The following is a 26,903-nucleotide window of genomic DNA, read 5'->3' as shown; positions in this document are numbered from 1 at the left end:
CCTCGTAAGAGATACGAAGAATGACCAATGGTCATCAACATCCAACTCATTCGTAAACTACTTATTAGACAGAGGTACCAATCTTTCAATCGAATACAAGGATTCAAGGTGGTGATCGGCAACACTCTATCTACAAATATAAGTATCTCATAAAGCTGGATACTCTTGGGTTTATAGGTGAATCCCATTCCTAAAAAACCTAACTTAATCATACGAGGTGGTGAAAACAATGGCTAGAAAGAAAGCAGTGAAAGTATTACGTAAACAAAAGAAAAGAGAAACCATGCAACGATTCACGCAGAAACAGAATATCGGACGAGCTTGTCTCACAGCAAAAGAATTCCGCTTACTGCAACGCATGTCACATAGTTCAAAAGCGTTACGAAATGTTGGATTGTACACGATTAAACAAAGTTATTTGACCCATAATAAAATGGCTACTGTAAAAGAAGTGGACACTGCCATGCAAGCCGATATGAACTACTGGGGCATTCAATCAAACTCTGTTCAAGCGATTCGTAGAACCTTATTTACAGAAGTGAAGAGCTTTTTTAAAGCACTGGAACAATGGAAGAAAAAACCTGAAACCTTCACAGGTCGTCCTAAGTTTCCGAATTATTCTCGTTCAACTGATAAACGAATTATTGAAATCTATCAAGTTCCAAAAGTAGATGATAACGGGTATTGGATGATTCCCATGAATGTGGCATTTAGAAAAAAATTCGGTTCCATTAAAATACGTATGCCAAAAAACTTAAGACATAAAAAAATCTCCTACATTGAGATTGTACCGAAGCAAAAAGGTCGGTTCTTTGAGGTGCATTACACATATGAGATGCACGTTTCTCAAATGAAGAAACAATCCACGACTACTAGTAACGCTTTGAGTTGCGATTTAGGTGTAGATAGATTATTAAGTTGCGTAACAAATACAGGTGATGCATTTTTAATTGATGGGAAAAAATTAAAATCCATTAACCAGTACTTCAACAAAATGATACGTAATCTCCAACTGAAAAATGTGGAAAATGGACTTTCCAAACGTGTTGTAACGAATAAAATGGCTGCACTTTGGCATAAACGAGAAAGACAAATAAATGGTTACATTTCACAAACTGTAGGTTTGTTGTTCAAAAAAGTGAAAGCATGTAACATAGATACGGTTGTCGTAGGGTATAACACTGGTTGGAAACAAAAATCTGATATAGGAAAAAAGAATAATCAAAAGTTTGTTCAAATTCCATTTCATAAACTGATTGCAGCAATTGAGAATAAATGTGTAAAAGAAGGCATCCGATTTTTAAAACAAGAAGAAAGCTATACTTCAAAAGCTAGTTTTCTTGATAAAGATAGGGTTCCAGTTTGGTCTAAGGATGATAGGACGCATTATCGCTTTAGTGGCAAACGAATCACTCGTGGTCTGTACCAAAGTAAAGCAGGAACATGTATCCATGCTGATATTAATGGTGCGTTGAATACATTGGAAAAATCAAGAGTTGTAGAATTGGATGAAAATCTTAAAGTGAAAACGCCGATTCTATTAGAAGTGCAAACACGTAAGGCTGTTGCTTCGGCATAGCTTAGTGGGTGTGTCAACCATCCATGTGTACTCGACTTGTCGGGGCTTGTAGCGCACGCCGGATTCATCTGAGTGGTGGCTTCTTCCATAAGGAAGAACTGCTCTTTTTCAAAAGGGTGGTGCAAGTGGGGAAACGATTGTTCGTTTCTAGTACCAACCAAAAACTTACTTGGGGTGTTACCGTAAGGTGGCATGAATTCTAGAGCGTCAAACTGTCTAGCGATAGATGAAAAGACCTAGAGTTCTAACTCAAGCCCCCACTGAAACGTTTCATCACAGTGGTGATAGTTGACCAAGAGTCACAGTATTATATACAATTTAATCACATACAAAAAGAGCCACCCTAAGTAAGGACAGCTCTTTCATCTATTGCATAAATCTTTCAAATTGCACTCGCTTATTAATCCAGTACATTACAGGCATACCAATTGCCATTACAACAAATTCACCAACTGCACAAGTTAGCCATGTCAATAAAAATGGCAGATCAAACGCAAGATGAAGTTCAATTGCAATCATAAACATTGTGACTGTAAAAATAACTGTATTAAAAATCATACGAGCCCAAACACCTTTAATGAAGCGCATAGAAATAATAGTTGCAAGTAATGCAAGAATGGATTGCCCTACTCCAAATACTAAATCATAAGCGATCATAGGTGAGAAAAAGAGATTCGTTAAAAATACACCTAATACAATCCCGTAAATTGCTTTCTTATTGAATACAACAAGATGATTAAACATCTCTGAAATACGAAACTGTACACTGGTAAAGCCAAATGGCTGAATAAGCATAGAAACAGCAATATATAATGCCGCTAAAATACCATTACCGACTAATGTCCTTATATTCATGACAAAATCTCCTTAGTTTTTTTACGTGGGATGGTTTCGAACCACGTTATTCGTTTTTTAAGCAACAAGAATATATTCTACGCAATAGACACTCTCTCGTCAATAGATTCCTATCATTAACTACCTTTTTTCTTTTAGAAAACGTATAATAAAACATATGAAAGTTTTAGGAGGTTTCACTTCATGACAGCAACAATTCAAAATGAAAAAGTGATCGTTTCCATTTCTGACAAAGGTGCAGAATTACAAAGCGTTCGCTTAAAAGAAGATAACACTGAATACTTATGGCAAGGCGATTCTACTTATTGGGGGCGCCGCGCACCAATTTTATTCCCAATTGTCGGCCGATTAGTAGATAATACATACTACGTAGATGGTAAACCGTATTCTTTAACACAACACGGCTTTGCTCGTGATCTTACATTCTCTGTACAAGAACAAAGTGAAACGAAAATCACTTATATTGTAACTAGTAATGAAGAAACATTAAAAAAATACCCATACGAATTCGAATTACTCGTTTCTTATGAGCTAGACGGACAAATCGTCCATGTAACATATGAAGTAAATAATCCTGCTTCAAAAGAGATGTTCTTCTCAATCGGAGCACATCCTGGTTTCAACTTCCCCTTATTAGAGGGCGAATCATTTACTGATTATCATTTAGCATTTAATGGTTCTGAACGCTTAGAAACAAGCGTATTAGAAGGACCTTATCTTTCAAGTAAAAAGCAATTAATCGCTGAAAATACGAATGAATTACCACTTACATACGATTTTTTCAAAAATGATGCACTTATTTTTGAAAATATGAATACGGATGAAATCTCTATTCGTTCTCATAAACATAATAAATTTGTAAAAGTAGAATTTGACGGATTCCCATTTGTCGGTGTATGGACACCAGGCGAGAACGCACCTTTCTTATGTATTGAACCTTGGTACGGGATTGCTGATGAAGTAAATCCGGCAAAAGATTTCAAGGAAAAAAAAGGAATTCAATCTTTACAAACGAATGAAACATTTACATGTCGTTATAGTATTACAATCGGCTAAGTTACTCTATCCCCTACTTCAAAGAAACATATAAGTAGGGGATCATCTTATAATTTGGAGGTTTCTCATTTTGATTGAAGTATATATTGATGGTGCATCAAAAGGAAATCCTGGTCCTTCTGGTGCAGGAGTGTTTATTAAAGGGGTGCAACCAGCTGTACAGTTATCATTGCCCCTTGGGACAATGTCCAATCATGAAGCAGAATACCACGCTTTACTTGCGGCATTAAAATATTGCACAGAGCATAATTATAACATTGTCTCTTTTCGTACCGATTCGCAGCTTGTCGAGCGAGCTGTCGAAAAAGAATACGCAAAAAACAAAATATTCGCACCACTATTAGAGGAAGCACTGCAGTACATAAAAAGTTTCGATCTCTTTTTTATTAAGTGGATTCCAAGTAGTCAAAATAAAGTTGCTGATGAATTAGCTAGAAAAGCTATCTTACAAAATTAACGGGGGGATGAGTGTGAAAAAAGATTGGATTGCTCCTCTTGCTTTATTATTTGTCTCTTTTATTTGGGGAGCTACGTTTGTTGTCGTCCAAAATGCTATGTCTTTCGTTGGTCCATTTACTTTTAATGGGATTCGCTTTTTATTCGCTGGAATTATTTTATTATTCGTTCAAATGATTTTCTCACAAAAAACTTCAAAACAAGATATAAAACAGAGTAGTCTCGCTGGATTGATTGTTGGATTCTTTTTATGTGTTGGCTATTTATTACAAACATTCGGCTTACTTTATACAACCTCTTCAAAAGCTGGTTTCTTAACTGGACTTAGCATCGTTATGGTTCCAATCCTATCTTTTATCTTTTTAAAACAGCGGGCTACAATTTTCATCGTACTTGGTATTGCTGTAGCAACAGCAGGTTTATACTTATTAACGGCTGGTGATTCTTTTCAATTAAACATTGGAGATATACTCGTTCTCGGTTGTGCAGTTGCTTTTGCTGCCCATATTCTTGTTAACGGTTTCTTTTCTAAGAAAATATCACCTTTATTACTAAGCACCTCTCAAGTATTAGCTGTCGGTATATTTTCTTCTATTTGCGCTTTTTTGTTTGAAGATTGGGAAAAAACATTTTCAGTTTCACTATGGACGAATCAATCCTTTTTATTCGCTCTATTTCTAACTTCCCTATTTGCGACATCAATTGCCTTTTTCATTCAAACTTCTGCACAAAAACACACTTCTCCAACGAGAGTAGCAATAATCTTCGCAATGGAGCCTGTTTTTGCAGCATTAACAGGTGTTCTAGTAGCAAATGAACAGCTTTCTATTTCTGCCATTATTGGATGTCTATGTATTTTCCTAGGTATGGTTTTTGTTGAACTACCTTCCAAAACGAAAAAAGAAGCGCGGGCTGCGTGAAGTTACGCTTGTAACTTCCGCATAAAAGCCTTAGCGCTTTTTTTATCTGTAATTTCTTCTTCTTTCAAGCGTTCTAATAACGCAACAAAATAACTGCCATCAAACTGTAATTGATGTTTAATCGTCGCTTCTATTGCTACGTTCACAATCCCATCAGATGCACCAGTATATCCTTGTCCGAACATAATAAATCCTTGTGCTTCCTCTGATAATTTAAATCCTTTCGTATGTAAGAATGAAAGATAATCTTCTACTGTTTGCATGATATTCCCACCTACTCAAAAATTCTCCACTTCTTATCATACATGTTTTTATACTCTATGAGAATGAAATTTATTTGACAACTTTGTAAATCTATCGTCTACTTCTTAGAAAAAAGAGGAGTTCCTTACAATATAAAAGAATATGTAAAGTGGAATTTATTTTATATTAAAGGGGATATCGAATGAAACAAGCACTATTAATTATCGATGCTCAGCAAGAATTAATTGATGGAAATGAACAAGAAAATGAAGTTTTTCGTAAAACCGAGCTATTATCTACACTAAATACAGCCGTACAGAAAGCAATAGATTCAAATGCCCTTATTGTTTTCGTAAGAGATATCGATGTTGCTTCTGGTAGTGGTGTAGGATTTGAAGTACATAATCAAATTAAAGTACCTCAGTCTGCAATCCTTATTAATAAAGCAGCAACAAACTCATTCTATGGCACTTCTTTACTTGAACTTTTAAAAGAAGAAAAAATTAATCATATTGTTATAGGGGGATGTAAAACAGAACATTGCATTGACACCGCAGTTAGAACAGCTACTGTACAAGGATTTGACGTTACATTAATTAAAAATGGTCATTCCACAACTGATTCTGACGTATTGTCTGCAGAGCAAATTATTGGTCATCATAATAAAACTCTACACGGTCATTATAATGTTGATCATTTTTCTATGGTGAGAGATATCGAGGAAGATCTCTTTCAGCCAACTCACGACCAATATCGTGATTAACGAAAAAGAATCCTTCATTCAGAAGGATTCTTTTTTATCCAAAAATTTGTGCCGCAATACTATATAGCTCATTATTCCTTTTTAATAATTTATCGCTATTTTTCATCATAATTGGTGGTGTATTAACCTTTTTAAAACCGATAATCTCTAATTCTTTCATGAAACCTTTCTTTCCTTCTGGTACATCCATTCTTAATTTCCCATTATGCCCTTTTGCTAAATAATGTACCATTCTCATTGCCATCTTATCATTTTTAGCAACAATTGGTCCTATTATTTTATTTTCTGGCGTTTGTATACTTATACCGTATCCTAATACATTCTGTTGTGCATCCTTTGTAACAATACATTGTTCACTTTGTATAATTCGATACTTTAAAAACTCTTCTCTATTTGTTCCAAATGCATCTTTATCTATTTGTATTATATCTTCTAAATCACGTTCTTCATAATTCACAATATACTCTTCATTTCCTACACAATGGTAATTCGCATTGTACGAGTTACATATGTATTTAGAAACATAACTAACAGCCCTGAATCCTAGTTTTTCATATAAAATTTTTCCCTCATCCGTGGCAATAAGCATAATTGGGGTTTGAGTTGATACGCTTTTAACACATGAATCCGTTATTATCTTTCCAATCCCTCTTCCTTTATAATCTGGATGTACAATTACCATTCCAATTGAAGCTAATGTCTCCCCGTATAGTATAATTGCTGCGCTAGCAATAAGCTCTTCCCTCTCATTTACTACACCATATACTATACCCGTATGCAAAATCGTCTCAATTTCCTCTCTGTTGTAATCCCAGCCAATATGAGAAGATAATGCTACAATATCCTCTATTTTTCCTTTCCTAAGACGCTCCACTCTAATTTCCAATTCACTCATTCTCCATCTCCTTCTTTAGACGTTTGAACCATTCTGCATGAATCAACTTGTACATGTTTCCCTTTATCACTCACACACATATCCTATTTTGACCAAGACTATATTGTAAATGAGGTGACAACATGCCCATTACGAATCGATTTTCTACCACCACTAACGGCGCACTCGCTATTACAGGAAACACACTAGGTTTAAGTAAAATTAGCAATCTAAACCGTGCTGGTACAATCGGTGCAATTGGTGCATTCGTAACTACGAATACTGCTTTACAAGTACCTACTTTTCCTGCTGGTACAACATTAAACTATACACAAAATAGTTCTACCGCTCTTTTAAATATCCCTGCTGGTAGTACTATTCTTTACGCAGAACTCGTTTGGGGTGGAAACTATTTATCTCGGGATCAAAACATTACGAGTGTATTAGGAAACCCCGTTTCTTTTACAACACCTGTGTCAACATACTCAATTACCCCTTCGGCTGTTACAGCTTCAAATCAAACATTCGTTTCTGGATCTGTCACATTTGGATTTTATACACGCTCAGCGGATGTAACGTCACTCGTTCAAGCTGCTGGATCTGGATCTTATACAACAGGTTCTGTTCCTGGACTTGTAGATCCTTTAGACGCTTCTAATGGAGCCATTAATTCTGCAGGATGGACGCTTATTGTCGCTTATCAAAACGGTTCCTTACCCGCAAGAAATTTAACAATTTACGTAGCTGGTAACCGTGTTTCTGTAGAAACCGGTAGTGCAGATGTATCTGTCTCAGGGTTTTTAACACCTGCAGGGGGACCTGTAAGCGGGAGATTATTTTTAAGTTCTACTGAAGGGGATGCTGATTTAACTGGGGATCAAGCTTTATTTGGACCAAATTTCAGTTCATTAAATGCATTATCTGGGCCAAATAATGCTGTTAATAATTTCTTCGGTTCTCAAATTAATAATGCTGCAGGGAACTTAGATACAACTGGTACATTTGGAACGCGAAACCAGAGTGCCTCTACAAGTACAAATATCTCCGCTGGAAGACAAGGATGGGACATTACTTCCATTGATATTTCTCCTTATTTAACAAATTCCCAAGTATCTGCCGCAATTCGTTTAACTACTAACGGGGATGCATATATGTTAAATACAGTCGGTTTACAAATCAATATAAACTCACCTAATATACAAGCAACTAAAAGCGTGAATAAAAGTGTCGCTACAATTGGAGATATTCTAACCTATACAGTTACTGTTCCTAACATCGGGCTTCTTCCTGCAAATAACGTTACTTTTACAGATGTTCTCCCTAACGGTACTTCCTTTATACCTGGAAGCGTAACGATAGATAACGTACCACAAGCAAACGCAAATCCGGTCGCCGGTATATCTCTGGGGACAATTAATAATGGCTCTTCTCGTACAGTAGCTTTCCAAGCGACTGTCGTTTCTCTTCCAAGCCAAAATCCTATCTCTAACACTGCGAATATTACATTTCAATATACACCGATTGCCGGAGGAACGACTTTTAACGGTCTTGCAACAAGTAACTCTGCAGGAACACAAATTAACCTCGCAGATATTAATGGCACAAAATCAGTTAACAAACTTTTTACCGATATTGGTGAAACGTTAACTTACAGTATTGCCTTAGCTAATATAGGAAATATCGCTGCAACGAACGTTATATATACGGATCCGATTCCTAGCGGGACTACTTTCATTCCAGGGAGTATAACTGTTAACGGGGTTACTCAAGGGGGAGCAAATCCTGCTAATGGTATATCAATTGGATCTATTGCTGCAAATTCTACTACTACCATTTCCTTTCAAGTATTCGTTCCTTCTATCCCCCAAACAAATCCAATATTAAATAGTGGTACAACAACATATCAATACATTCCTGTACCAAATCAGCCGGCAGTAAGTGGAACTGATACGACAAATATTATCTCCACTCAAGTGAATAATGCTACTGTAACAATGACAAAAGCAGTAGATAAAAACTATGCAGATATTGGCGATACACTGACTTACACTGTTGCCTTTACAGGAACAGGTAATACGAATGCGAACAATGTTATTTTTACAGATGTCATTCCTACAGGAACAACTTTTGTCCTAAACAGTTTAACAATAGATGGTACGACACAAGTTGGAGCAAATCCGGCTAACGGTGTGAATATAGGATCCATCGCAACTGGCACAACCAAAAACGTTTCATTTCAAGTAGTAGTTAATACAATACCCGCGTCAAATGTCGTATCTAACGGATCAAGCGCTTCTTATCAGTACACCGTCAACCCTAGCCAATCGCCCGTTACGAAAAACATTTCTTCTAATCTCGTTTCTACTCAAATTAACAATGCGAATTTATCATTAACAAAATCTACAAATAAACAATTTGCCACAATTAGCGAAACTATAAGTTATACAATCCTTATTACAAACAGTGGAAATACGCCCGCTAATAACGTTCAACTAACAGATCCACTTCCAAATGGAACGATATTAACATTAGGTTCTGTAACGCTCAACGGCGTTTTGCAAAATGTAGATTCTCTCGTTGCTTTACCTATCGGCACAATTCCTGGTGGAGCTACTTTCACCTTATCCTTCCAAGTAACAGTCATTAACATTACTGCACAAAACCCTATCATTAATAACGCTTTCTCCTCTTATATTTACACTGTAAATCCAAGCCTGCCACCAACTTCAAAAACAGCAAATTCTAATTCTGTTACATCAACAATTAGACTAGCAAATCTTCATGCTAATAAATCTGTAAGTCAAACGTTTGCGGAAGTTGGAGATGTATTAACTTACACCTTTGCTCTTACAAACGATGGAAATGTTACAGCGAACAATGTATTACTATCCGATTCCATTGCGACTGGCACTTCCTTTGTACCGAACAGTGTTATAGTTAACGGTGTTACTCAGCCGGGCGCAACACCAGCTAGCATCAATATTGGTAGCATCAATGCTAATACTACAATTACAGCTTCATTCCAAATATTAATAACTAGTATTCCAAATCCTAATCCTATTTTGAATAGCGCTTCCATCTCCTATAACTTTATCGTTGATCCAAACGCTTCTCCTGTAAGTACAAACACAACTACAAACACTACATTTATCCAAGTTAATGATGCAAATGTAATTTCGGCAAAATCAGTGGATCGAGCGTTCGCTACTGTTGGAGATATATTAACTTATACCGTTATTTTAACGAATGCAGGAAGCGTTTCTGCTGATAATCCTACTTTCATAGATATAAATCCAGATGGTACTACCTTTATTCCAAATACTTTTCTTATTAATGGCGTTTTGCAAAACAATGCAGATCCAAATATCGGTGTCCTGTTACCTTCTATTCCTGCTAGCGGATTAATTACCGTTTCTTATCAAGTAACTGTCACTGCTTTACCAGCCCAAAATCCAACAACTAATTCATCGAGTACACAGTATAGTTTCGTTCTAAATCCAGGTGATCCACCAATTATAGAAACATCTTTAAGTAATACTGTAAGTACACAAATTAATTTAGCAAATGTAGTTATTGTCAAAGAGGTAGATTTAACTATTGCCGATGTCGGGCAACCAATCACATATACAATTTCCTTAGCTAACCTTGGGAATACTACAGCAAACAATGTTGTTGTTACCGATATAATCCCTCCCGGCACCACTATCGTACCAAATAGTATTTTTATAGGTGGCGCTTTACAGCTAGGTGCAGACCCAAGTACCGGCCTTCAAGTCGGCTCCATTCCTGCAGGTGGTTTTACAACGATTGTTTTTCAAATAAGTGCAAATGGGCTACCTTCACCAAATCCAATTCAAAATAGCGCTTCACTTCAATATAGCTTTATCGCTGATCCAAATTTACCTGTTGTTGTGAAAAACGCTACTAGTAATATAGTAACTACACAAATTAATACTGCTAATATTGTTGCTACAAAACTAACGAGCACAAATTTCGCTGATGTTGGTGATGTCATATTATATGCGACTATTTTAACAAATAACGGGAATATCCCTGCTTCTAATGTAACGTTTACAGATATCATTCCAGCGGGTACCCTGTTCATTCCTAATACTGTAACGATTAACAATGTCCCTATAGCAAATGCAAATCCTGCTAACGGTATTTTGATCGGTACGATCGGGGCGAATTCATCACGTACCGTTTCATTCCAGGTTTTTGTACCAAATATCCCTGCTGTAAATCCGATTACAAATCAATCAGGCACAACATTCCAATATACGTACGATTCATCCAAACCAGCTGTAATGCAGATGGTGGCTTCTAACACGGTACAGACAACTATTAATAACGCCTCAATTGCCGCTACAAAATCTGCAGATAAACAGTTTGCTAACGTAAATGATATTATTACGTACACGACTACTTTAACGAATAGTGGGAACACACTTGCATCAAATGTAATATTTACAGATGTAATTCCAAACGGGACATCGTTTATTCCTAATAGTGTAACAGTAAATGGGAATACACTCCCTAATGTAAATCCAGCAAATGGCGTAGCAATTGATCCAATAAACCCCAATACAAATACAACAATCTCATTTCAAGTAATAGTAAATTCCATCCCTAATCCAAATCCAATCCCGAACCAAAGTAATACAACGTACCAATATTTCGTAAATCCTAACTTACCTCCAGCATCCGCCAATGCGTTAAGTAACGTAATAACAACTCAAATTAATAATGCTACGATCGTCGCTACTAAATCAGTGAATACACCGACAGCTGCAATTGGAGATATCGTTACCTATACGATTGCAGTTACAAACACTGGAAATATTCCTGCTAGTGCAAATGTTTTAACGGATGGGCTTGGCGCAGGAGCTTCATTTATTCAAAATTCCGTAACTATCAATAATGTTCCACAACCAGGATTAGATCCATCACTTGGTATTCACTTAGCAGATATTCCACCAGGTAATACTGTATTTATTTCTTTTCAAGCACAAATTTTAGCGATACCGCTTAGTGGCACATTAACAAATAACGCCCTTGTAAATTATGAATATACAGTGAATCCAAACCAATCACCTGCTGTTGGTAGTACAATTACAAACACAACGGTTACTCCAATTATTGATGCTACTCTATCTATAAATAAAACTGTCAATTCAACATTCGCTACTATTGGAGATACACTTACTTTCACTTCTACCATTACTAATTCCGGTAACACTACCGCAAACAATGTTATTTTTACAGATTTAATTCCAGATGGTACAACGTTTATTCCAAATAGTTTTACAATAAATGGAACAACCATTCCTAATGCAAATCCACAAAATGGTATCAATATCGGTAACATAAATTCAAATGCATCAGTTATACTCAGCTTTCAAGTAAACATTACAACGATCCCAAATCCGAATCCAATTCCTAACAAATCATCGCTTCAATATAGTTTTATTGTAGATATTAATGAACCACCTGTTTCACGAACAGTTAAATCCAATAAAACTTTTACACAAGTAAATACTGCTTCCGTTATCGCAACAAAAACTGCGAGCAGTGCATTTGCTGCTGTTGGCGATACAATTACGTATACAACTACTCTCACTAATAACGGAAATACAACTGCAAACACACCTGTTTTTATCGATATATTACCACCTGAACTTTCATTCGTTCCTGATAGCGTACAAATTAATACCACCCCACAACTCGGATTTAGGCCAGATAACGGGATTCCTTTAGACCCAATTCCAGTTGGAGGAACGACAACAATTAGTTTTCAAGCGATCGTCGGCTCAATACCAGCTACAAATCCTACGTTGAATCAATCCAGTACGACATATTCTATCATTGTGGATCCTACCCAGCCGCCAGTGACAGAAACAGCTACAAGTAATCCAACTTTAGTGCAAATTAACGAAGCAATTATTCAAGCAACAAAAAGTGTCGATCGACTATTTTCTGACATCGCACCCGGAAATTCATTTTTAACTTATACAGTTTTATTAGAAAATATAGGAAACACAACTGCTACTAATATCACTTTTACAGATCCGATTCCAAATAATACAGTATTTATAGAAGATAGCGTTCGAGTAGGTGGGGTTTTATTACCTGGAGTAAATCCGGCGAATGGGATACCAATTGGGGATATTATTGCAGGAGATTTTATAAACGTCACCTTCCGTGTGCAAGTAGTTAGCATCCCAAATCCTATTTTTACAATCGGACCTGGAGGACCAAACTCACCCGTTGTAAACGGAGCTTCTATTAATTATCAATTTATGACAGGACCTAATTTACCACTTGTTTCACGAAGTACAACATCTAATCCGGTTTCAACACAAATAAATTCCGGAGAAATTTTGGCAGTTAAATCTGTAGATAAAACTTTTGCAAAGATCGGGGATACACTTTCCTATACAATTTCATTAAGCAACCCTGGAAATGTCACTTCACAAAATATAATTTTCACGGATATTTTGCCTGATGGAACGACATTTATATCTGGTACTCTTGTAAATGATTCTGGTGCTCAGCAAATTGGAAACCCCGCTAACGGGATTCAAATTGGAAATATAAATCCTGGCAGTACGATTGCTATTACGATAAACGTACTTGTAACAAACATTCCAAGTATAAATCCAATTTCAAATTTTAGTTCTGTACAGTATTCACATGTGGTCGATCCTAGCCAACCTGCCGTATCACAAACGAATATATCTAATACTGTTTCGACAACTATTAATAGTGCTATATTAACTACTACAAAAAGTGCTGATAAATCCATTCTTTCTGTCGGAGATACGATTACGTATACAACTACTATTACAAATACGGGAAATACTGCAGCAACGAATATTACTTTCACAAGCGCTATTCCAGCCAACACTACATTTATACCAAATTCGGTCACAATCAATGGTATGCAGCAACTTGGTGCACGGCCAGCACTTGGAGTCAATATACCCAATATCGCTCCTGGCGCAACAGTAACCGTTACTTTCCAAGTAACTGTTATTTCTGTTCCCCCTTCAAGTTCAATTATGGATAACGATACAATTTTATACTCTTATACCGTTGATCCAAGCGCAGCTCCTGTTACTACTTCTACTTCAACGAACATCGTTACAAACCCTGTACTAGATGCTATGATAACGATGATTAAATCAGTTGATCAAACACTTGTAACACTAGGTGATACTATTACCTATACGACACTTTTAACGAATAGTGGGAATACAAATGCTACGAATATTACGTTCACTGACCTTATTCCAGACGGTACAACGTTCGTTTCGGATAGTGTCACAATAAATGGCATCACACAACTTGGTCTTAATCCTAATACAGGTATTACAATTGGATCAATTGCTCCTAACAGCTCAATAGCAATAGCATTTCAAGTTACCGCTACTTCTACTCCCGTTCAAAATCCTATTGCCAATTCGGCTAGTGCTTCTTACACATTTATCGCTGACCCTAATGCCCCTATTGTTTCAAGGAATGTTACTTCAAACACAGTGTTCACTACAATTAACACAGCTACCATTCTTTCATTAAAACAAGTCGATAAATCCTTTAGTCGTGTTGGAGACACACTCACCTATACTGTTACTTTAACAAACAATGGAAACTCATCCGCACAAAATGTCATTTTCTCAGATACAATGCCGAGCGGAACTACATTTATTGCAAACTCATTTTCTATTAACGGGGTTTCTCAAAGTGGTGCGGACCCATCGAACGGTGTAAATATTGGGCCTATAACAGCTGGGTCTACAGTAACTGTTTCATTCCAAGTAAACGTGGCGTCATTACCAACCGAAAACCCAATTGTAAATTTCTCATCAACATCGTATCAATTAGTCTCACCGCCTGATGCAGAAACTTCAATTAGTAATCCTGTTTCAACACAAATTAGAGAAGCTATATTATCTATGACGAAAAATGAAAGTCTATCCTTTGCAGATGTCGGGCAAACTGCTTTTTACACTACTTCTATTGCCAATGTAGGCAATACGGATGCAACTAATATTGTATTCACAGATGTATTACCAAGTGGACTCACATTTGTTCCTAACACATTAACTGTCGATGGCATTTTACAACCTAATGCGGATCCAAATACAGGTGTATTACTTGCAGCACTTCCACCAAATGAAATATATAGTATCGTCTTTCAAGTTACAGTGAACAGCATTCCACCTATTAATCCAGCACCGAATACAGCATCAACGACATATGAGTTTACTGTTGATCCAGGTAATCCGCCGGTATCGAATACAGCTAGCTCCAACACTACACTTCTTCAAATAAACAACGCAAATATTATTAGCACAAAAACAGCAAATCTTACTTTTGCGGATGTTGGTAATACAATAACATTTACACTTAACCTTCCTAATACAGGGAATGCGGCTGCAACTGATGTAACTATTATCGATATTCTTGATAGCAATTTAAGTTTCATTCCAAACAGTTTCACAGTTAATGGGCAAACCATTCCAAACGCTGATTTGTCTACTGGTGTAAACATAGGTTCAATTAATGGAGGTAATACAGCAATCGTTACATTCCAAGCAACTGTTACTACACTTCCAACACTTAATCCAATTTCTAATTTTGCTTCTACCACATATCATTACGTCGTTGATCCTAGCCAGCCATCTATTACAACTTCCAATCAATCTAATACAACGACAACACAAATTAATAGTGCTATCCTTACTGCACAAAAAAATTCAAATGCGGAAACGGTAGATATCGGGCAGGATATTGTCTACTCCGTTACAATTACAAATAGCGGAAATGTTAGTGCAACGAATGTTATTTTTACCGACCTTATTCCAGCCGGAACTTCCTTTGAACCGAATAGTTTTACACTTAACGGAATTAGCATCCCAAATGCAAATATCATTACAGGCGTTCCAATTGGTGATATCGCGCCAAACGAATCTGTCATCGTAGCATTTCATATTAATGCCAATGAAATTCCGCCTATAAATCCAATTACCAATCAAGCTAGCGTTAGCTTCCAGCATATCGTTAATCCGGCTAATCCACCTGTTTCAAAAAATATTACTTCTAATAGCGTTACAACAAAAATTGAAAGTGCAATTTTAAACACTATTAAAATAGGAGATAAAGCTTTTGCAACTATCGGTGATACGATTACGTATACAACTACTATTACGAACACAGGAAATATCTCTGCTAACAACGTTGTTTTCTCAGACCCTATACCAACATGGACACAATTTGTTGCTGGATCAGTTGTTGTTGATGGCACTCCATTACCATCCGCTTCTATTATTAGCGGTGTTGGCATAAATACGATAACTCCAAATCAAATCGTAACAATTATGTTCCAAGTCCAAATAATAAGCAATCCAACAACCTTCACACCTGAACTCCAAAACTTAGGATTTGTTAACTTCCAATATAACGTAGGCAATTCATTACAGGCTCAGCCTGGCAATGTGGAGACGAACGTCTTCGTTACTTCTATTAATTCAGCAATACTTTCAGCTGTAAAAACTGCTAATACAGCCTTTTCGAATATCGGAGACACAATCACTTATACAGTTTTGATTCAAAACAGCGGCAATACAAACGCTACGAATGTAAATTTCTCAGATCTTATTCCAGCTGGAACGACCTTTGTTGAAAATAGTTTTTCTGTAAATGGAAGTATCATTCCAGGGGCAAATCCAAATAACGGAGTTAATATCGGAACCGTTAGTACGAACAGTTCCTTAACTGTTACTTTCCAAGTCATAGTCACATCTACTCCACCCTCAAACCCAATTACAAACGTTGCATCTATTCAATTCACATTCATTGTTGACCCGGCAGCTCCTCCTGTTACAAGCACAATAAATTCTAATGGCGCTTCAACACAAATTAATAACGCTACCGTTACTACTGTTTTAGAAGCAAATCGATCAATCGTATCCATCGGAGATATAATTACGTATACAGCAACATTAACGAATACTGGAAACTTCCCTGCAAATTCTGTATTACTCATTAACGGAATTCCTGAAGGGGCATTATTTGTTCCAAATAGTGTCACGCTTAACGGGATTTCACTTCCAGATGCAAGTCCAACTCTCGGTATTCCAGTTGGTATTATCGCACCAGGTGATTCTGCTACTATTACGTTCCAATTTCTTGCAAGTTCTATTCCACCGCAAGGAGCGATTATAAATCAAGCACTTACAAGTTACACTTATATTGTCGACCCAAGTCAACCTCCAGTTACAGCAACATCTTCATCTAATACGGTAAATACAGCTGTCGTTGATGCATCGCTATCTGTAATTAAAAATACAGATTCTCTCGTACAATCTACTGACGGTACAATCACTTACACTGTAGTCGTTCAAAATAACGGAAATACAACTGCAAATACAGTTACTTTAACAGATTTGGTCCCAGAAGGAACTGCATTTATTCCGAATAGCGTAACCATAAATGGCGTTTCAGCTCCGGGTGCTGATCCAAACGTAGGAATCTCCTTAAACGCCATTGCACCTTCAGAAATCGTCACCGTCACATTCCAAGTTATCGTTCAATCCATTCCAAGCGTGAATCCAATTTCTAATATAGCCCGTATTGACTATACTTTTATCGCCGATCCAACTGCTCCTATCATCTCTCGAACAATTACGTCTAATCCAGCTTTCACACAAATTTCGGATGCGAATGTTCTTTCTTTAAAAGCTGTCAATGCACAGCAAGCAACAACCGGTGACATTTTGACCTATACGATAACGCTAGAAAATACCGGAAATATTCCAGCTACTAATCTCATATTTTCAGATACGATTCCAGAAGGGACTACATTCGTAGAAAATAGTTTTACACTTAACGGAACAGCTATACTTGGTGCAAATCCAAATGCAGGTGTTACTTTGCCTAACCTAGTAGCAAACGCTACTCACCTTATTTCGTTTCAAATTCTTATTAACGATTCATTCTCGCAACAATCGATTACAAATCAATCTAATACAACATATACAATTCAACCAGACCCAGGACAACCGCCTATTACTGAAACATCTACAAGTAACATTGTCATTACAAATTTCGTGCAAGCACAATTGACAGTTACAAAAACGTCCAATCCAATAACTGTAGATATTGGCGGAACTATACTTTATATTTCTGAAGTGAAAAATATCGGCAACGTTGACGCAATAAATATTATTTTTACAGATTCTATTCCAGCTGGAACTACATTCGTTCCCGACAGTGTCACAATTAACGGTGTACTTCAGCCTGGTGCAAATCCTGAAAACGGAATACCAATTGGAACGATTCCACCAAACAGTTCCAAAACAATACTATTTCAAGTACAAACAAATAATCCACCAACTGAAACCGAAATTGTAAATCAATCATCTGTAAATTACCAATATGTAAGTATTCCTACAGCTCCACCAGTGAATCGCTCTGCAAATTCTAATATCGTTACAACATCACTTCAAAATGCAAATATTATTTCTGTTAAACAGGCGGATGTTACTTTCGTAGCCATTGGGCAAAATATTACCTACACAAATACACTACAAAATATAGGAACTGTTCCAGCTAACAATACGGTGTTCATTGACAACATTCCAGAAGGTACTATATTCATTGAAGATAGCTTATCAATAAATAATGTGATTCAGCCTGGTGCAAATCCTCAAAATGGAGTAACTCTCGGCACGATACAACAAAATGAAACAGTCACTATTTCATTTCAAGTACAACTTACAAATATACCAGAGGGCAACACAGTCATTAACATTTCAGACACTTCATATGAATACCAAATTGACCCTAGTTCTCCGATTATTCAGCGTAGATCATTATCAAATGCAGTAAATACTGAAGTGCGGACGGCAAATGTTAGTGCAATTAAATCTGCTAACAGATCTATTACACGTATCGGTCAAATCATCACATATACAGTCGCAGTTACAAACGCTGGTACAGTACCTATTACAAATACTCTCCTAATTGACGCAATTGCTGCTGGCACTACATTCGTTCCAAATAGCATCCTTGTAGATGGCATACCAAGACCTAATGAAAATCCAATTACCGGTATCAATCTTGGTATTATCCTTCCAAATAATACGATTATTGTTACGTTCCAAGTAAATGTAGTCTCTATACCTACACAAAATACTATTAATAATATCGCTGTTATACACTATGAATATAAACCGGAACCAAGCGCACCACCAATTTCAGAAACGACCTCTTCCAATACTACAAATATACAATTTATTGATGTGATTCTTATCGCTACAAAATCCGCTAATAAAGTATTAGCTAATATTGATGACACCATTGAATATACAGTATTCATTCAAAATAACGGATCTACTACAACTAACTCCATCTTTTTTACAGATACTATAGAAGATGGAACAGTATTTATTCCGGGAAGTGTAACAGTTAACAACACTGTACTTCCTGTAGCAGATCCGAATATCGGCTTTTTCATTCCTAATATTGCGTCAGGGCAAGCGACTACAATAACGTTCCAAGTTTCCGTTACGAATTTACCAGCTTTAAATCCAACACCTAATACGACAAACATCGTCTATGACTTTATTTTCAATCCTGATTTTGCACCAATTCAAAAATCTACTACTTCCAATACTACTTTCGTTCAAATTAACGACGCTGATATCGTTTCACTGAAAACTGTTGATTTGACTTCTGTAACGATTGGTGACATTTTAACTTATACAACAACTTTAACGAATATAGGAAATACGGATGCTACTGCTGTTGTATTTACAGACAATATACCTGATGGAACAACCTTTATAGAAGGTAGCGTTTTAGTAAATAATATTCCTCAGCTTAACGCGAATCCAAGTACTGGTATACTTGTAGGAACGATTGCACCTAACGTTTCTATCCCAGTCACCTTTTCTATTACCGTCGTAGCTCTTCCAGCTAGCGATCGTATTCAAAATCAATCAACTTCTCGTTATACGATAAACGGGGAAGAGCAAATATCGACTAGTAACATTACCTTCACTGAAGTTATTTCTGCTAATGTAATTGCAACAAAAACAACATCTATCCAATACGCTGACCTACAAACGATTATCCCTTACACAATTTCCATCACGAACAATGGGAATATACAAGTTGAAAACATTATTGTTACAGATATCATTCCAGCAAATACGAGCTTTATAGAGAATAGTGTTATTGTGAATGGCAACGCTCGTCCAAATGACAATCCACTTAGCGGTATACCAATTGACAACATTCTGCCTAATACGACAGCAACTATTCTATTACAAGTCCGGGTTACTTCGATTCCGCAAACAAATCCAATCTCTAACACGAGTACAATTGAATACCAATACACGTTACCGAATCAACCACCTATTACAGAAACTACTATTTCATCAGCTACCGTAACAACAATTAATCATGCGAATTTGAATAGTAATAAAGCCGTTGACCGTGCATTTGCAACAGTCGGTGATACGTTAACGTATACGATTACACTAAATCAAACTGGTAATGTTTCAGCAGATGATGTAGTCATTCAAGATATTATTCCTCAAGGTACTACGTTTATAGAAAATAGTGTCATTGTAAACGGAGAAACTGTTCCGGGAGTTAATCCAGTAAGCGGCATACCAATTGGTACTATAATTGTAGGTGGAGATGCCATCGCTTCCTTCCAAGTAACTGTAACTTCTATTCCAACACCAAATGAACTCAGCAACAAAGCAATTACTACTTTTAACTATATAGTCAACCCAAATAACTTACCTGTTACAAATACGACTACAACAAATACTGTCACAACAACTGTCCAAAATGATAATGTCGTTGCCATAAAATCTGTTAATGCCACGAATGCATTACCTAGTCAAACTTTAACGTATACAATTACAATTACTAATAGCGGTAATGTAACGATTGAAGACCTTCTTGCCATAGACACTGTACCAGTAGATACAATTTTCATTACTGGCAGTGTTACGATTAACGGGATCAATCAGCCTAATGCGAATCCTGAAAATGGTATTCCATTAGGAAACCTTGCTCCTAATGAATCTGTTGTCATTACGTTCCAAGTAACAATATCTTCTTCGACTCTTCTACCTGCAATCAATAACGATGCTTCTGTTTCCTATACTGTTATCATTGATCCGAATGAACCACCTATTACAATGACCAAACAAACAAATGTCGTCACAACAACAATAGTGGATCCAATGGTTGGTATTGCAAAAATCGCTAACAAATCTATTACTATTACAGGAGATATCATTACATTCACACTAGACGTATTTAATCATTCTCCGATTCCGACTATAAGTACTTCCATTTTAGATACGATTCCAGTGGGTACAACATTTATTGAAAATAGTGTAACAATTAATGGAATACTATTTCCAAATATTCGGCCAGACACTGGTATTAACATTGGTTCCTTATCGGCAGATGGAGTAGCAACTATAACATTTAAAGTTCTCGTAACTTCTATCCCTTCAAACAGTACAATTATCAATTCCGCAACAGTTACAGCTGCTTTCCAATTGACACCACAGGATCCGATTATTACTTTCATCGTTAATTCGAACATTGTTCGCATACCAGTTCAATTTATAACTGCAACTGTGCTTAAAAACGCTTCCGTTAGCTCTGCTTATTTAAACCAATATTTTGATTATACGGTGCATATTACGAATACCTCGGAATTTTCAATTACAAATATTTCATTACAAGACACCATTCCAGCAGGTTTACAATTTATGAACGGTACGGTCTTCATTAATGGGGAACGCTCTCCACTAGCGAATCCGAATATCGGTTTCCTAGTCGCTACTAATTTGGAACCGAACGAAACAATTATCGTGTTATTCACAGTACAAGTGATAAGTCCACCTATTAATAATGAATTTAAAAACACGGCAAACGTTTCTTTACAACTTCAAGTCTCTCCTACCGATCCACCAATCACAGTAACCATTACAAGTAACGAAAACATCGTCACCTTCATTCCAGAAAATCCAGATGAAACACTTCCAAATTTAAATTGTTTCTTTGACGGTGAACGTTTCATACGCATTACTCCTCGAAATATACGAAATTACTTTTGGACTTGGATTTGGTGGCGTTAATCAAAAAAGAAAAAGCTTGTAGTTCGGATAATATCCAAACTACAAGCTTTTTTCATAAACAAAATTATCAATTGCTAGCAGCACTATATGCTACATGTCGTTTCTCAATCCGTTCTTCAATTTCTTTCATATTCTCTTTATTAGTTAGTAGGGATTGTTTATTTTCTATTAATAATTGTTTAAAGGATTTTCTCACTTTTTTTCGCATGTTTATTTTCCTCCTTGGGGGATGGTTTATATAAAAGATAACTTGAAACTTTAATCAATGAGAGGATTTACCCTCACTAATTATTAGCCTACATCAATCGGGCTTTTACAGGGAGTTACTCTTCCATCATCACTCTTTATTCAGCTATAATACTGAGATAGAAGTCCTATCTCCCGTTAATGCGGGATAAGGATTTATCTGTGTGTCCTTATAATAGTTGATTGTTGTGAATTCCATTTGAACTTCATATGAAAATTCCGTTTATTTTCTGACAACTTTGTGAACAAAAAAAAGAAAGGTTAATCAAAAATATATTTGATCAACCTTTCCATGCTCTTTAAAGCATATTAATTAATATTTCAGGTCTTCCCCAATTCATTTCGTTACAAACAAAGCGTAGTTTTTCTTCGTCCATCGTGTGTAACCCTTCTTCTAATAAGCATGAAATTGGAACTTCACAATGAATTTGCGCTAATTGTAAAGAGATATTTAAATTCTCTAAATCACTTTCAATTTTTGTGCGCTGCGCTTTCGTTAATGATGCTATATTTTCTAGCACTGCCGATACTGTCCCGTATTCTTGAATCAGCTTATACGCTGTTTTTTCACCAATACCTTTTACACCCGGATAATTATCACTTGTATCTCCCATGAAAGCTTTCGCATGAACAATTTGCCAAGGTTCTACACCTTTCTCTTCCATGATTTTTTCCGGTGTGTAATACTCGTAATTTCCAATTCCTTTACGAAGAAGCATAACTGTAACATTCGTATCAACAAGTTGAAGTAAATCTGTATCACCTGTCAAAATATAAACTTCCGCTTCATTGCAATATTGTTTTGCAAGCGTACCGATACAATCATCCGCTTCATAACCTTTCATACCGATTACAGGCATAGATAATTTCGCAGTCATTTCTTGCACTAAATCAAATTGCGGAATTAATTCTTCCGGCGGTGCTGCACGATTTGCTTTATAATTCGAGAAAGATTCCGTTCTAAATGTCGTACTTCCCATATCCCAGCACGTTACAATGTGCGTTGGTTCGATTGCTTGTGTTGCTGTTAATAAATGCTTCATATAACCATGAATCCCATTCGTCGGGGTACCATCTTGTCGTTTCATAAATTGTCCATATACACTTGTTGCGTAAAAAGCACGAAATAATAGTGCCATACCATCAACTAATAATACTTTTTTCATAATTCCTCTCCTACTAACAAAAAATAATAACCTCACGTTATCACGTAAGGTTATATATAGATTACCATTCTACGTTTTTGTTCAACTTTGTCTATTATACATTGTTTTTGTATATTTAGCATCATTAACACATTAAGACATTCTACCGCAGCAAGTATGAAGTATTCCTGAATACGTATTTTTACCTGTCGAAACAACTACAGCCTTTGCATTTCCGTCAACAATATACGTACCTTTGAAACATACATTTTCAAGTTCAAGTGGATTATAGTCTTTCATCCGTTTTAATGGAATAAATCGTTTACGTTCAAGATGATAGCAACTTTCAAATTTCTCAATACTAGCATCATTTCCTGTCAGCATAGATTCATTTACTAATAAATCATTTGCATAAATAATACGTACATCTGCTGGCACTGTATCGCCCTCTGCAAGAAAAATCATATCTCCAGGTACAAGCTCTTGTACTGGTAATTTCATCATTTTTAGTTCACTGTTTAGCCCTGTTACGCTACAGCCAGCTACTCTAGAAACAGTAACTGTTTCACATTGTAATTCATCACCCATATTTTGTTTTGAAAGACCTGGGATCATTCCACTTAGCTTCATCATTACTTCCGCAATACGCGCTCTTTTTGAAGTTAATTCATTTCGGCCGTATACTTGAATACGCTTTTGTGCCTCTTTCATAGATAGTCCGTCTCTTGTTGTTTTAAAATACGCAAATACAGATTTTACATCTCTTGTTGCGATTTCAATTAATAAATCTTTATTTTTTTGAAGCATTGTTTGTTCTTTCATTGCTTTTTTACTTAATTTATACGAAGTGTTACCCACACTTTTATTTACATATAACATATTATCGTCTCCTCCTTTACAACATAGGAAGAAACGCTTTGTTTCTCAATTTATCCACTTTACTGTGAAAGTGTCTAGCGCTTAAATACTCGAATAAACGCTACATTATGATAAATATAGAGGGAGGAACAAGTCGTTTCCTGCCTACATCATATATTTTTGATTTGAAGTATATGGGTAACGGAACCGAGTCAGAATTTGACATGCTCCTCACCTCCTCTTTAATTTTTTAGTTATAATCTATACTATGAAATTACTCATAGCTTGGTAACAAAAAAGACCCTTACTCATAAGAGAGCAAAGGTCATTGCATACACAAATAAGCGATTCCTAATACAATTAGAAATCTACGGACCTCTCCCTCGCCGAGTTTTAGCACTGTATAGCATAGGTTCATTACCAGCTACGTTAAGAAAAACCTTAATTCGATCATTCCTGTTGACCCATTGGCGTCTCTCGACATTTTTGGGCAGTAGCATTTCTCTATACAGGAGCCTCACCTAACAGAGACTTATTATAATTACATAGAAAATGTTACTCTTATTTAAAATAGATGTCAACACTTTGTATGGAAACTTTTCCTTATTACAATAACTATCTCGAGTTTAGTACACTAATACGCATCCTGCTCAGCGTTCGGCTACATAAATTAATTGAACACATATTGCAAAAAATTAGCAAATGAAAAATAAAACCCTTACGTTAAAATGTAAGGGTTTTAATACGTTACACAACCAGCAATTACAATTCCGATGGAAAGTGATAAAAACATAAGGAAAAGACCAACTGCTTGATTATCTTCTTCAAGACTTTTATTAATATTAAAACGTGGTGTAAGCCATTCCGCTAAATAAAAGACAATAATTTGAGCTAAGATCCCAACAGCTCCCCATGAAACCATATCAAGAATTGAAATAGAATTAGCAGCCGTTGAATATAAAACGATAGCAAGACCAAGTAGTCTTCCTCCAAGTACATAGCTTACCGCTTTATTCCCTTGAGCCATTAACTTAAATTCCTTAACTTTCGTTGTCACTTCCATAAGAAAAAGACCGATACACAAAAGTACAAGTGATACTGCTAAATATAGTAAAAAATTAATCATTTATTTTCCTCCTTCTTAATACCTACCGGTAAATAATACGATTCATTTCCCGTAATTTTTTCTCCGGCACGTATACCGATGCTGCTCGCTTTTCCAGCAATTAAAAAAGCCCCAAACACGTACGACAGCTTCTCAATTCCTTTTTCAGTTTCCAAAAATACAACTGGAAGCTCTGTATATTTCTGAAATATAGGCAGTGACGATTTATACGTTTCATGTGCATTTCGAATCATAATATTTGTATCCTTATCACGAATCGTAATCGTGTCACCTTCCCTACCGAACGAAGGTTTTTGAACGAACGGACTTTTCCCCAAAAATAAATCTGGCTCTAAATATGTAGGAAGCATATATTCTTTAATCCACTTTTGTTCCTCACTTGTGTAAAAAGCACCTTCTTCTGCTAATCCCCAAATAAGACATTGAATTGATTTCGGCTGAAGTAAAAAGGCCGACAAAGGATTTATAATAAAAAGCTTTCCTTCTTTTACAAGTTGCAAAAGTTCTACTCCCACCAAATCCCCCGTTTCGGGATCTTGATCTTCAATTAAGTCTTCAATTGGATATGTTTGGCGATACAAAACATCAATTGGTACACCATCTCTATCTACTAAAGCATCATCTGTAATTCTAAGTTCTGTCATTGGCATTACTTTATTTTCAACATGACATAGCCTACTCAAATACATAGTCGTATTCCAATCTTCTATATGTTCAGGATGAGCTGTGAAAACAACATTTGGATCTTCCATTCCTTTTGTAAACTCCATTACGGCTTTTGTAATACCAGAAGAAAGTAAGCGCTCTTGATTTGCATTTGGATCATCAAAGTCAAGTTCTTCACAAACTTTTCCATTCATTTGAAAGCATTCCACAATAAAAGTTGGAGTATCACTATTAAACTCAAGCATTTTAATACGATTATCCTCTGTTAAAGCAAAATCAAATCGTGAAATAACAGATTCAGGATACATCCCTTTCAGTCTAATAAAAGGCAAGCTTGCAGTTGGAAAACCGAGTTCAAGAAGCTGTTCATTAGATAAATTCCGAAGAATTCTAGCAGTCTTAAAAAATATTTTCCCCATTCGTTCAGTTGCTACTTGTAATTGTTTCATCGTTTGCTCTGTTATCGGGAAAACATGAAACAAACTATACTCACATTCATATAAATCCGACCAGAAATGAGGATAATTCGAATAAAATTCTTTTCTTTTCTTTATGTATTGCGACATATTTTAACCTCCAAATCCACCTTTTGAACCGCTTCCAATTCCACCTTTAAATTCGGCCGAAGATTGATAAGTTTTAAACTCTGATGAATTTTTGAAGGTGGATTTATTTTGATAGTATGTACCACCATAAAAGTAATGTCCACGATAACCTGAACTACTATCATCACACTGCCAAACACCAAGCTCATCATCCCAATCCCAATCAGAACAACTATTATCATTCGGTTCGGGGGGAATATCTTGCGCGCAGCCAAATAAAGTGCCCGTCATTAAAGATGTTAGGACACCACCTACTAGCCATTTCGTTTTTGTCACCTTTGCACTCCCCTTTTTAAATTATATTTCTATTATATAAGATGTCATGATAAAGTAGA

15 protein-coding genes and 2 riboswitches are annotated in these 26,903 nt (G+C 36.2%); of the genes, 6 read left to right on the top strand and 9 right to left on the bottom strand.

Going from position 1 to position 26,903, the window contains the following annotated elements; translation table 11 throughout:
- The first annotated feature begins 229 nt into the window (after positions 1-229).
- Positions 230-1,579: an RNA-guided endonuclease TnpB family protein gene (locus tag QCI77_RS08195; protein ID WP_353824736.1), complete on the top strand. Its 1,350-nt coding sequence runs from the start codon at positions 230-232 to the stop codon at positions 1,577-1,579.
- Between the two features lie 366 nt (positions 1,580-1,945).
- On the opposite strand, the gene QCI77_RS08190 is transcribed toward QCI77_RS08195, so the two are convergent.
- Complete coding sequence (locus tag QCI77_RS08190; protein WP_002011909.1) at positions 1,946-2,434, bottom strand: QueT transporter family protein; 489 nt, start codon at positions 2,432-2,434, stop codon at positions 1,946-1,948.
- A 6-nt stretch (positions 2,435-2,440) separates the two neighbouring features.
- Positions 2,441-2,485: riboswitch (PreQ1 riboswitch) on the bottom strand.
- A 132-nt stretch (positions 2,486-2,617) separates the two neighbouring features.
- Here QCI77_RS08190 and QCI77_RS08185 point away from each other — a divergent pair.
- The 3 genes from QCI77_RS08185 to QCI77_RS08175 all read left to right on the top strand — a co-directional run bounded on the left by QCI77_RS08185 (position 2,618) and on the right by QCI77_RS08175 (position 4,866).
- On the top strand, positions 2,618-3,490 hold the full coding sequence (locus QCI77_RS08185; RefSeq protein ID WP_353824735.1) for an aldose 1-epimerase family protein: 873 nt from the start codon (positions 2,618-2,620) through the stop codon (positions 3,488-3,490).
- A gap of 70 nt (positions 3,491-3,560) precedes the next feature.
- A complete protein-coding gene (locus QCI77_RS08180) occupies positions 3,561-3,947 on the top strand; it encodes a reverse transcriptase-like protein (RefSeq protein WP_002011911.1) in 387 nt (128 codons plus the stop codon).
- Positions 3,948-3,960: 13 nt separating this feature from the next.
- Positions 3,961-4,866: a DMT family transporter gene (locus QCI77_RS08175; RefSeq protein WP_353824733.1), complete on the top strand. Its 906-nt coding sequence runs from the start codon at positions 3,961-3,963 to the stop codon at positions 4,864-4,866.
- Positions 4,867-4,868: 2 nt separating this feature from the next.
- Here QCI77_RS08175 and QCI77_RS08170 read toward each other — a convergent pair whose 3' ends face one another.
- Complete coding sequence (locus QCI77_RS08170) at positions 4,869-5,129, bottom strand: DUF6123 family protein (RefSeq protein WP_001195213.1); 261 nt, start codon at positions 5,127-5,129, stop codon at positions 4,869-4,871.
- A 182-nt stretch (positions 5,130-5,311) separates the two neighbouring features.
- On the opposite strand from QCI77_RS08170, the gene QCI77_RS08165 reads away from it, so the two are divergent.
- Positions 5,312-5,872, top strand: a complete 561-nt coding sequence (locus QCI77_RS08165) for a cysteine hydrolase family protein (RefSeq protein WP_002064579.1) — start codon at positions 5,312-5,314, stop codon at positions 5,870-5,872.
- 34 nt (positions 5,873-5,906) lie between these two features.
- Here QCI77_RS08165 and QCI77_RS08160 read toward each other — a convergent pair whose 3' ends face one another.
- Positions 5,907-6,767 carry a GNAT family N-acetyltransferase gene (locus QCI77_RS08160; RefSeq protein ID WP_353824732.1) on the bottom strand — a complete coding sequence of 287 codons (861 nt, stop codon included), beginning with the start codon at positions 6,765-6,767 and terminating at the stop codon, positions 5,907-5,909.
- Between the two features lie 122 nt (positions 6,768-6,889).
- Here QCI77_RS08160 and QCI77_RS08155 point away from each other — a divergent pair, with 122 nt between their 5' ends.
- Entirely contained in the window at positions 6,890-21,922 is a 15,033-nt protein-coding gene (locus tag QCI77_RS08155; RefSeq protein WP_353824731.1) for a DUF7507 domain-containing protein, read from the top strand.
- A gap of 67 nt (positions 21,923-21,989) precedes the next feature.
- On the opposite strand, the gene QCI77_RS08150 is transcribed toward QCI77_RS08155, so the two are convergent.
- The 6 genes from QCI77_RS08150 to QCI77_RS08125 form a co-directional block, all read right to left on the bottom strand.
- Positions 21,990-22,130 (bottom strand): FbpB family small basic protein, encoded by a 141-nt coding sequence (locus tag QCI77_RS08150; protein WP_001228051.1) that lies wholly within the window; start codon positions 22,128-22,130, stop codon positions 21,990-21,992.
- Between the two features lie 337 nt (positions 22,131-22,467).
- Positions 22,468-23,334 (bottom strand): 5'-3' exonuclease, encoded by an 867-nt coding sequence (locus QCI77_RS08145; protein WP_002135339.1) that lies wholly within the window; start codon positions 23,332-23,334, stop codon positions 22,468-22,470.
- Between the two features lie 132 nt (positions 23,335-23,466).
- On the bottom strand, positions 23,467-24,192 hold the full coding sequence (locus QCI77_RS08140; RefSeq protein WP_002011924.1) for a P-type ATPase actuator domain-containing protein: 726 nt from the start codon (positions 24,190-24,192) through the stop codon (positions 23,467-23,469).
- Positions 24,193-24,541: 349 nt separating this feature from the next.
- A riboswitch (M-box (ykoK) riboswitch) is annotated at positions 24,542-24,707 on the bottom strand.
- Between the two features lie 203 nt (positions 24,708-24,910).
- On the bottom strand, positions 24,911-25,297 hold the full coding sequence (locus QCI77_RS08135; RefSeq protein WP_002086561.1) for a DUF350 domain-containing protein: 387 nt from the start codon (positions 25,295-25,297) through the stop codon (positions 24,911-24,913).
- Entirely contained in the window at positions 25,294-26,529 is a 1,236-nt protein-coding gene (locus QCI77_RS08130) for a glutathionylspermidine synthase family protein (RefSeq protein WP_353824730.1), read from the bottom strand. Before QCI77_RS08130 ends, QCI77_RS08135 begins: the two co-directional genes overlap by 4 nt.
- A 3-nt stretch (positions 26,530-26,532) precedes the next feature.
- On the bottom strand, positions 26,533-26,844 hold the full coding sequence (locus tag QCI77_RS08125; protein ID WP_002126505.1) for a hypothetical protein: 312 nt from the start codon (positions 26,842-26,844) through the stop codon (positions 26,533-26,535).
- Between the last annotated feature and the right edge of the window lie 59 nt (positions 26,845-26,903).

Source organism: Bacillus cereus group sp. MG9, assembly GCF_040459995.1.
In the GTDB taxonomy this organism is placed as follows: Bacteria; Bacillota; Bacilli; order Bacillales; family Bacillaceae_G; genus Bacillus_A; species Bacillus_A mycoides.
This window is presented reverse-complemented; position numbering and strand designations above follow the sequence as displayed.

Excerpts from the sequence above, each read along its gene's own strand:
- QCI77_RS08195 (WP_353824736.1), top strand. The coding sequence starts at position 230 with ATGGCTAGAAAGAAAGCAGTGAAAGTATTACGTAAACAAAAGAAAAGA.
- QCI77_RS08190 (WP_002011909.1), bottom strand. The coding sequence starts at position 2,434 with ATGAATATAAGGACATTAGTCGGTAATGGTATTTTAGCGGCATTATAT.
- QCI77_RS08185 (WP_353824735.1), top strand. The coding sequence starts at position 2,618 with ATGACAGCAACAATTCAAAATGAAAAAGTGATCGTTTCCATTTCTGAC.
- QCI77_RS08170 (WP_001195213.1), bottom strand. The coding sequence starts at position 5,129 with ATGCAAACAGTAGAAGATTATCTTTCATTCTTACATACGAAAGGATTT.
- QCI77_RS08165 (WP_002064579.1), top strand. The coding sequence starts at position 5,312 with ATGAAACAAGCACTATTAATTATCGATGCTCAGCAAGAATTAATTGAT.
- QCI77_RS08160 (WP_353824732.1), bottom strand. The coding sequence starts at position 6,767 with ATGAGTGAATTGGAAATTAGAGTGGAGCGTCTTAGGAAAGGAAAAATA.
- QCI77_RS08155 (WP_353824731.1), top strand. The coding sequence starts at position 6,890 with ATGCCCATTACGAATCGATTTTCTACCACCACTAACGGCGCACTCGCT.
- QCI77_RS08150 (WP_001228051.1), bottom strand. The coding sequence starts at position 22,130 with ATGCGAAAAAAAGTGAGAAAATCCTTTAAACAATTATTAATAGAAAAT.
- QCI77_RS08145 (WP_002135339.1), bottom strand. The coding sequence starts at position 23,334 with ATGAAAAAAGTATTATTAGTTGATGGTATGGCACTATTATTTCGTGCT.
- QCI77_RS08140 (WP_002011924.1), bottom strand. The coding sequence starts at position 24,192 with ATGTTATATGTAAATAAAAGTGTGGGTAACACTTCGTATAAATTAAGT.
- QCI77_RS08135 (WP_002086561.1), bottom strand. The coding sequence starts at position 25,297 with ATGATTAATTTTTTACTATATTTAGCAGTATCACTTGTACTTTTGTGT.
- QCI77_RS08130 (WP_353824730.1), bottom strand. The coding sequence starts at position 26,529 with ATGTCGCAATACATAAAGAAAAGAAAAGAATTTTATTCGAATTATCCT.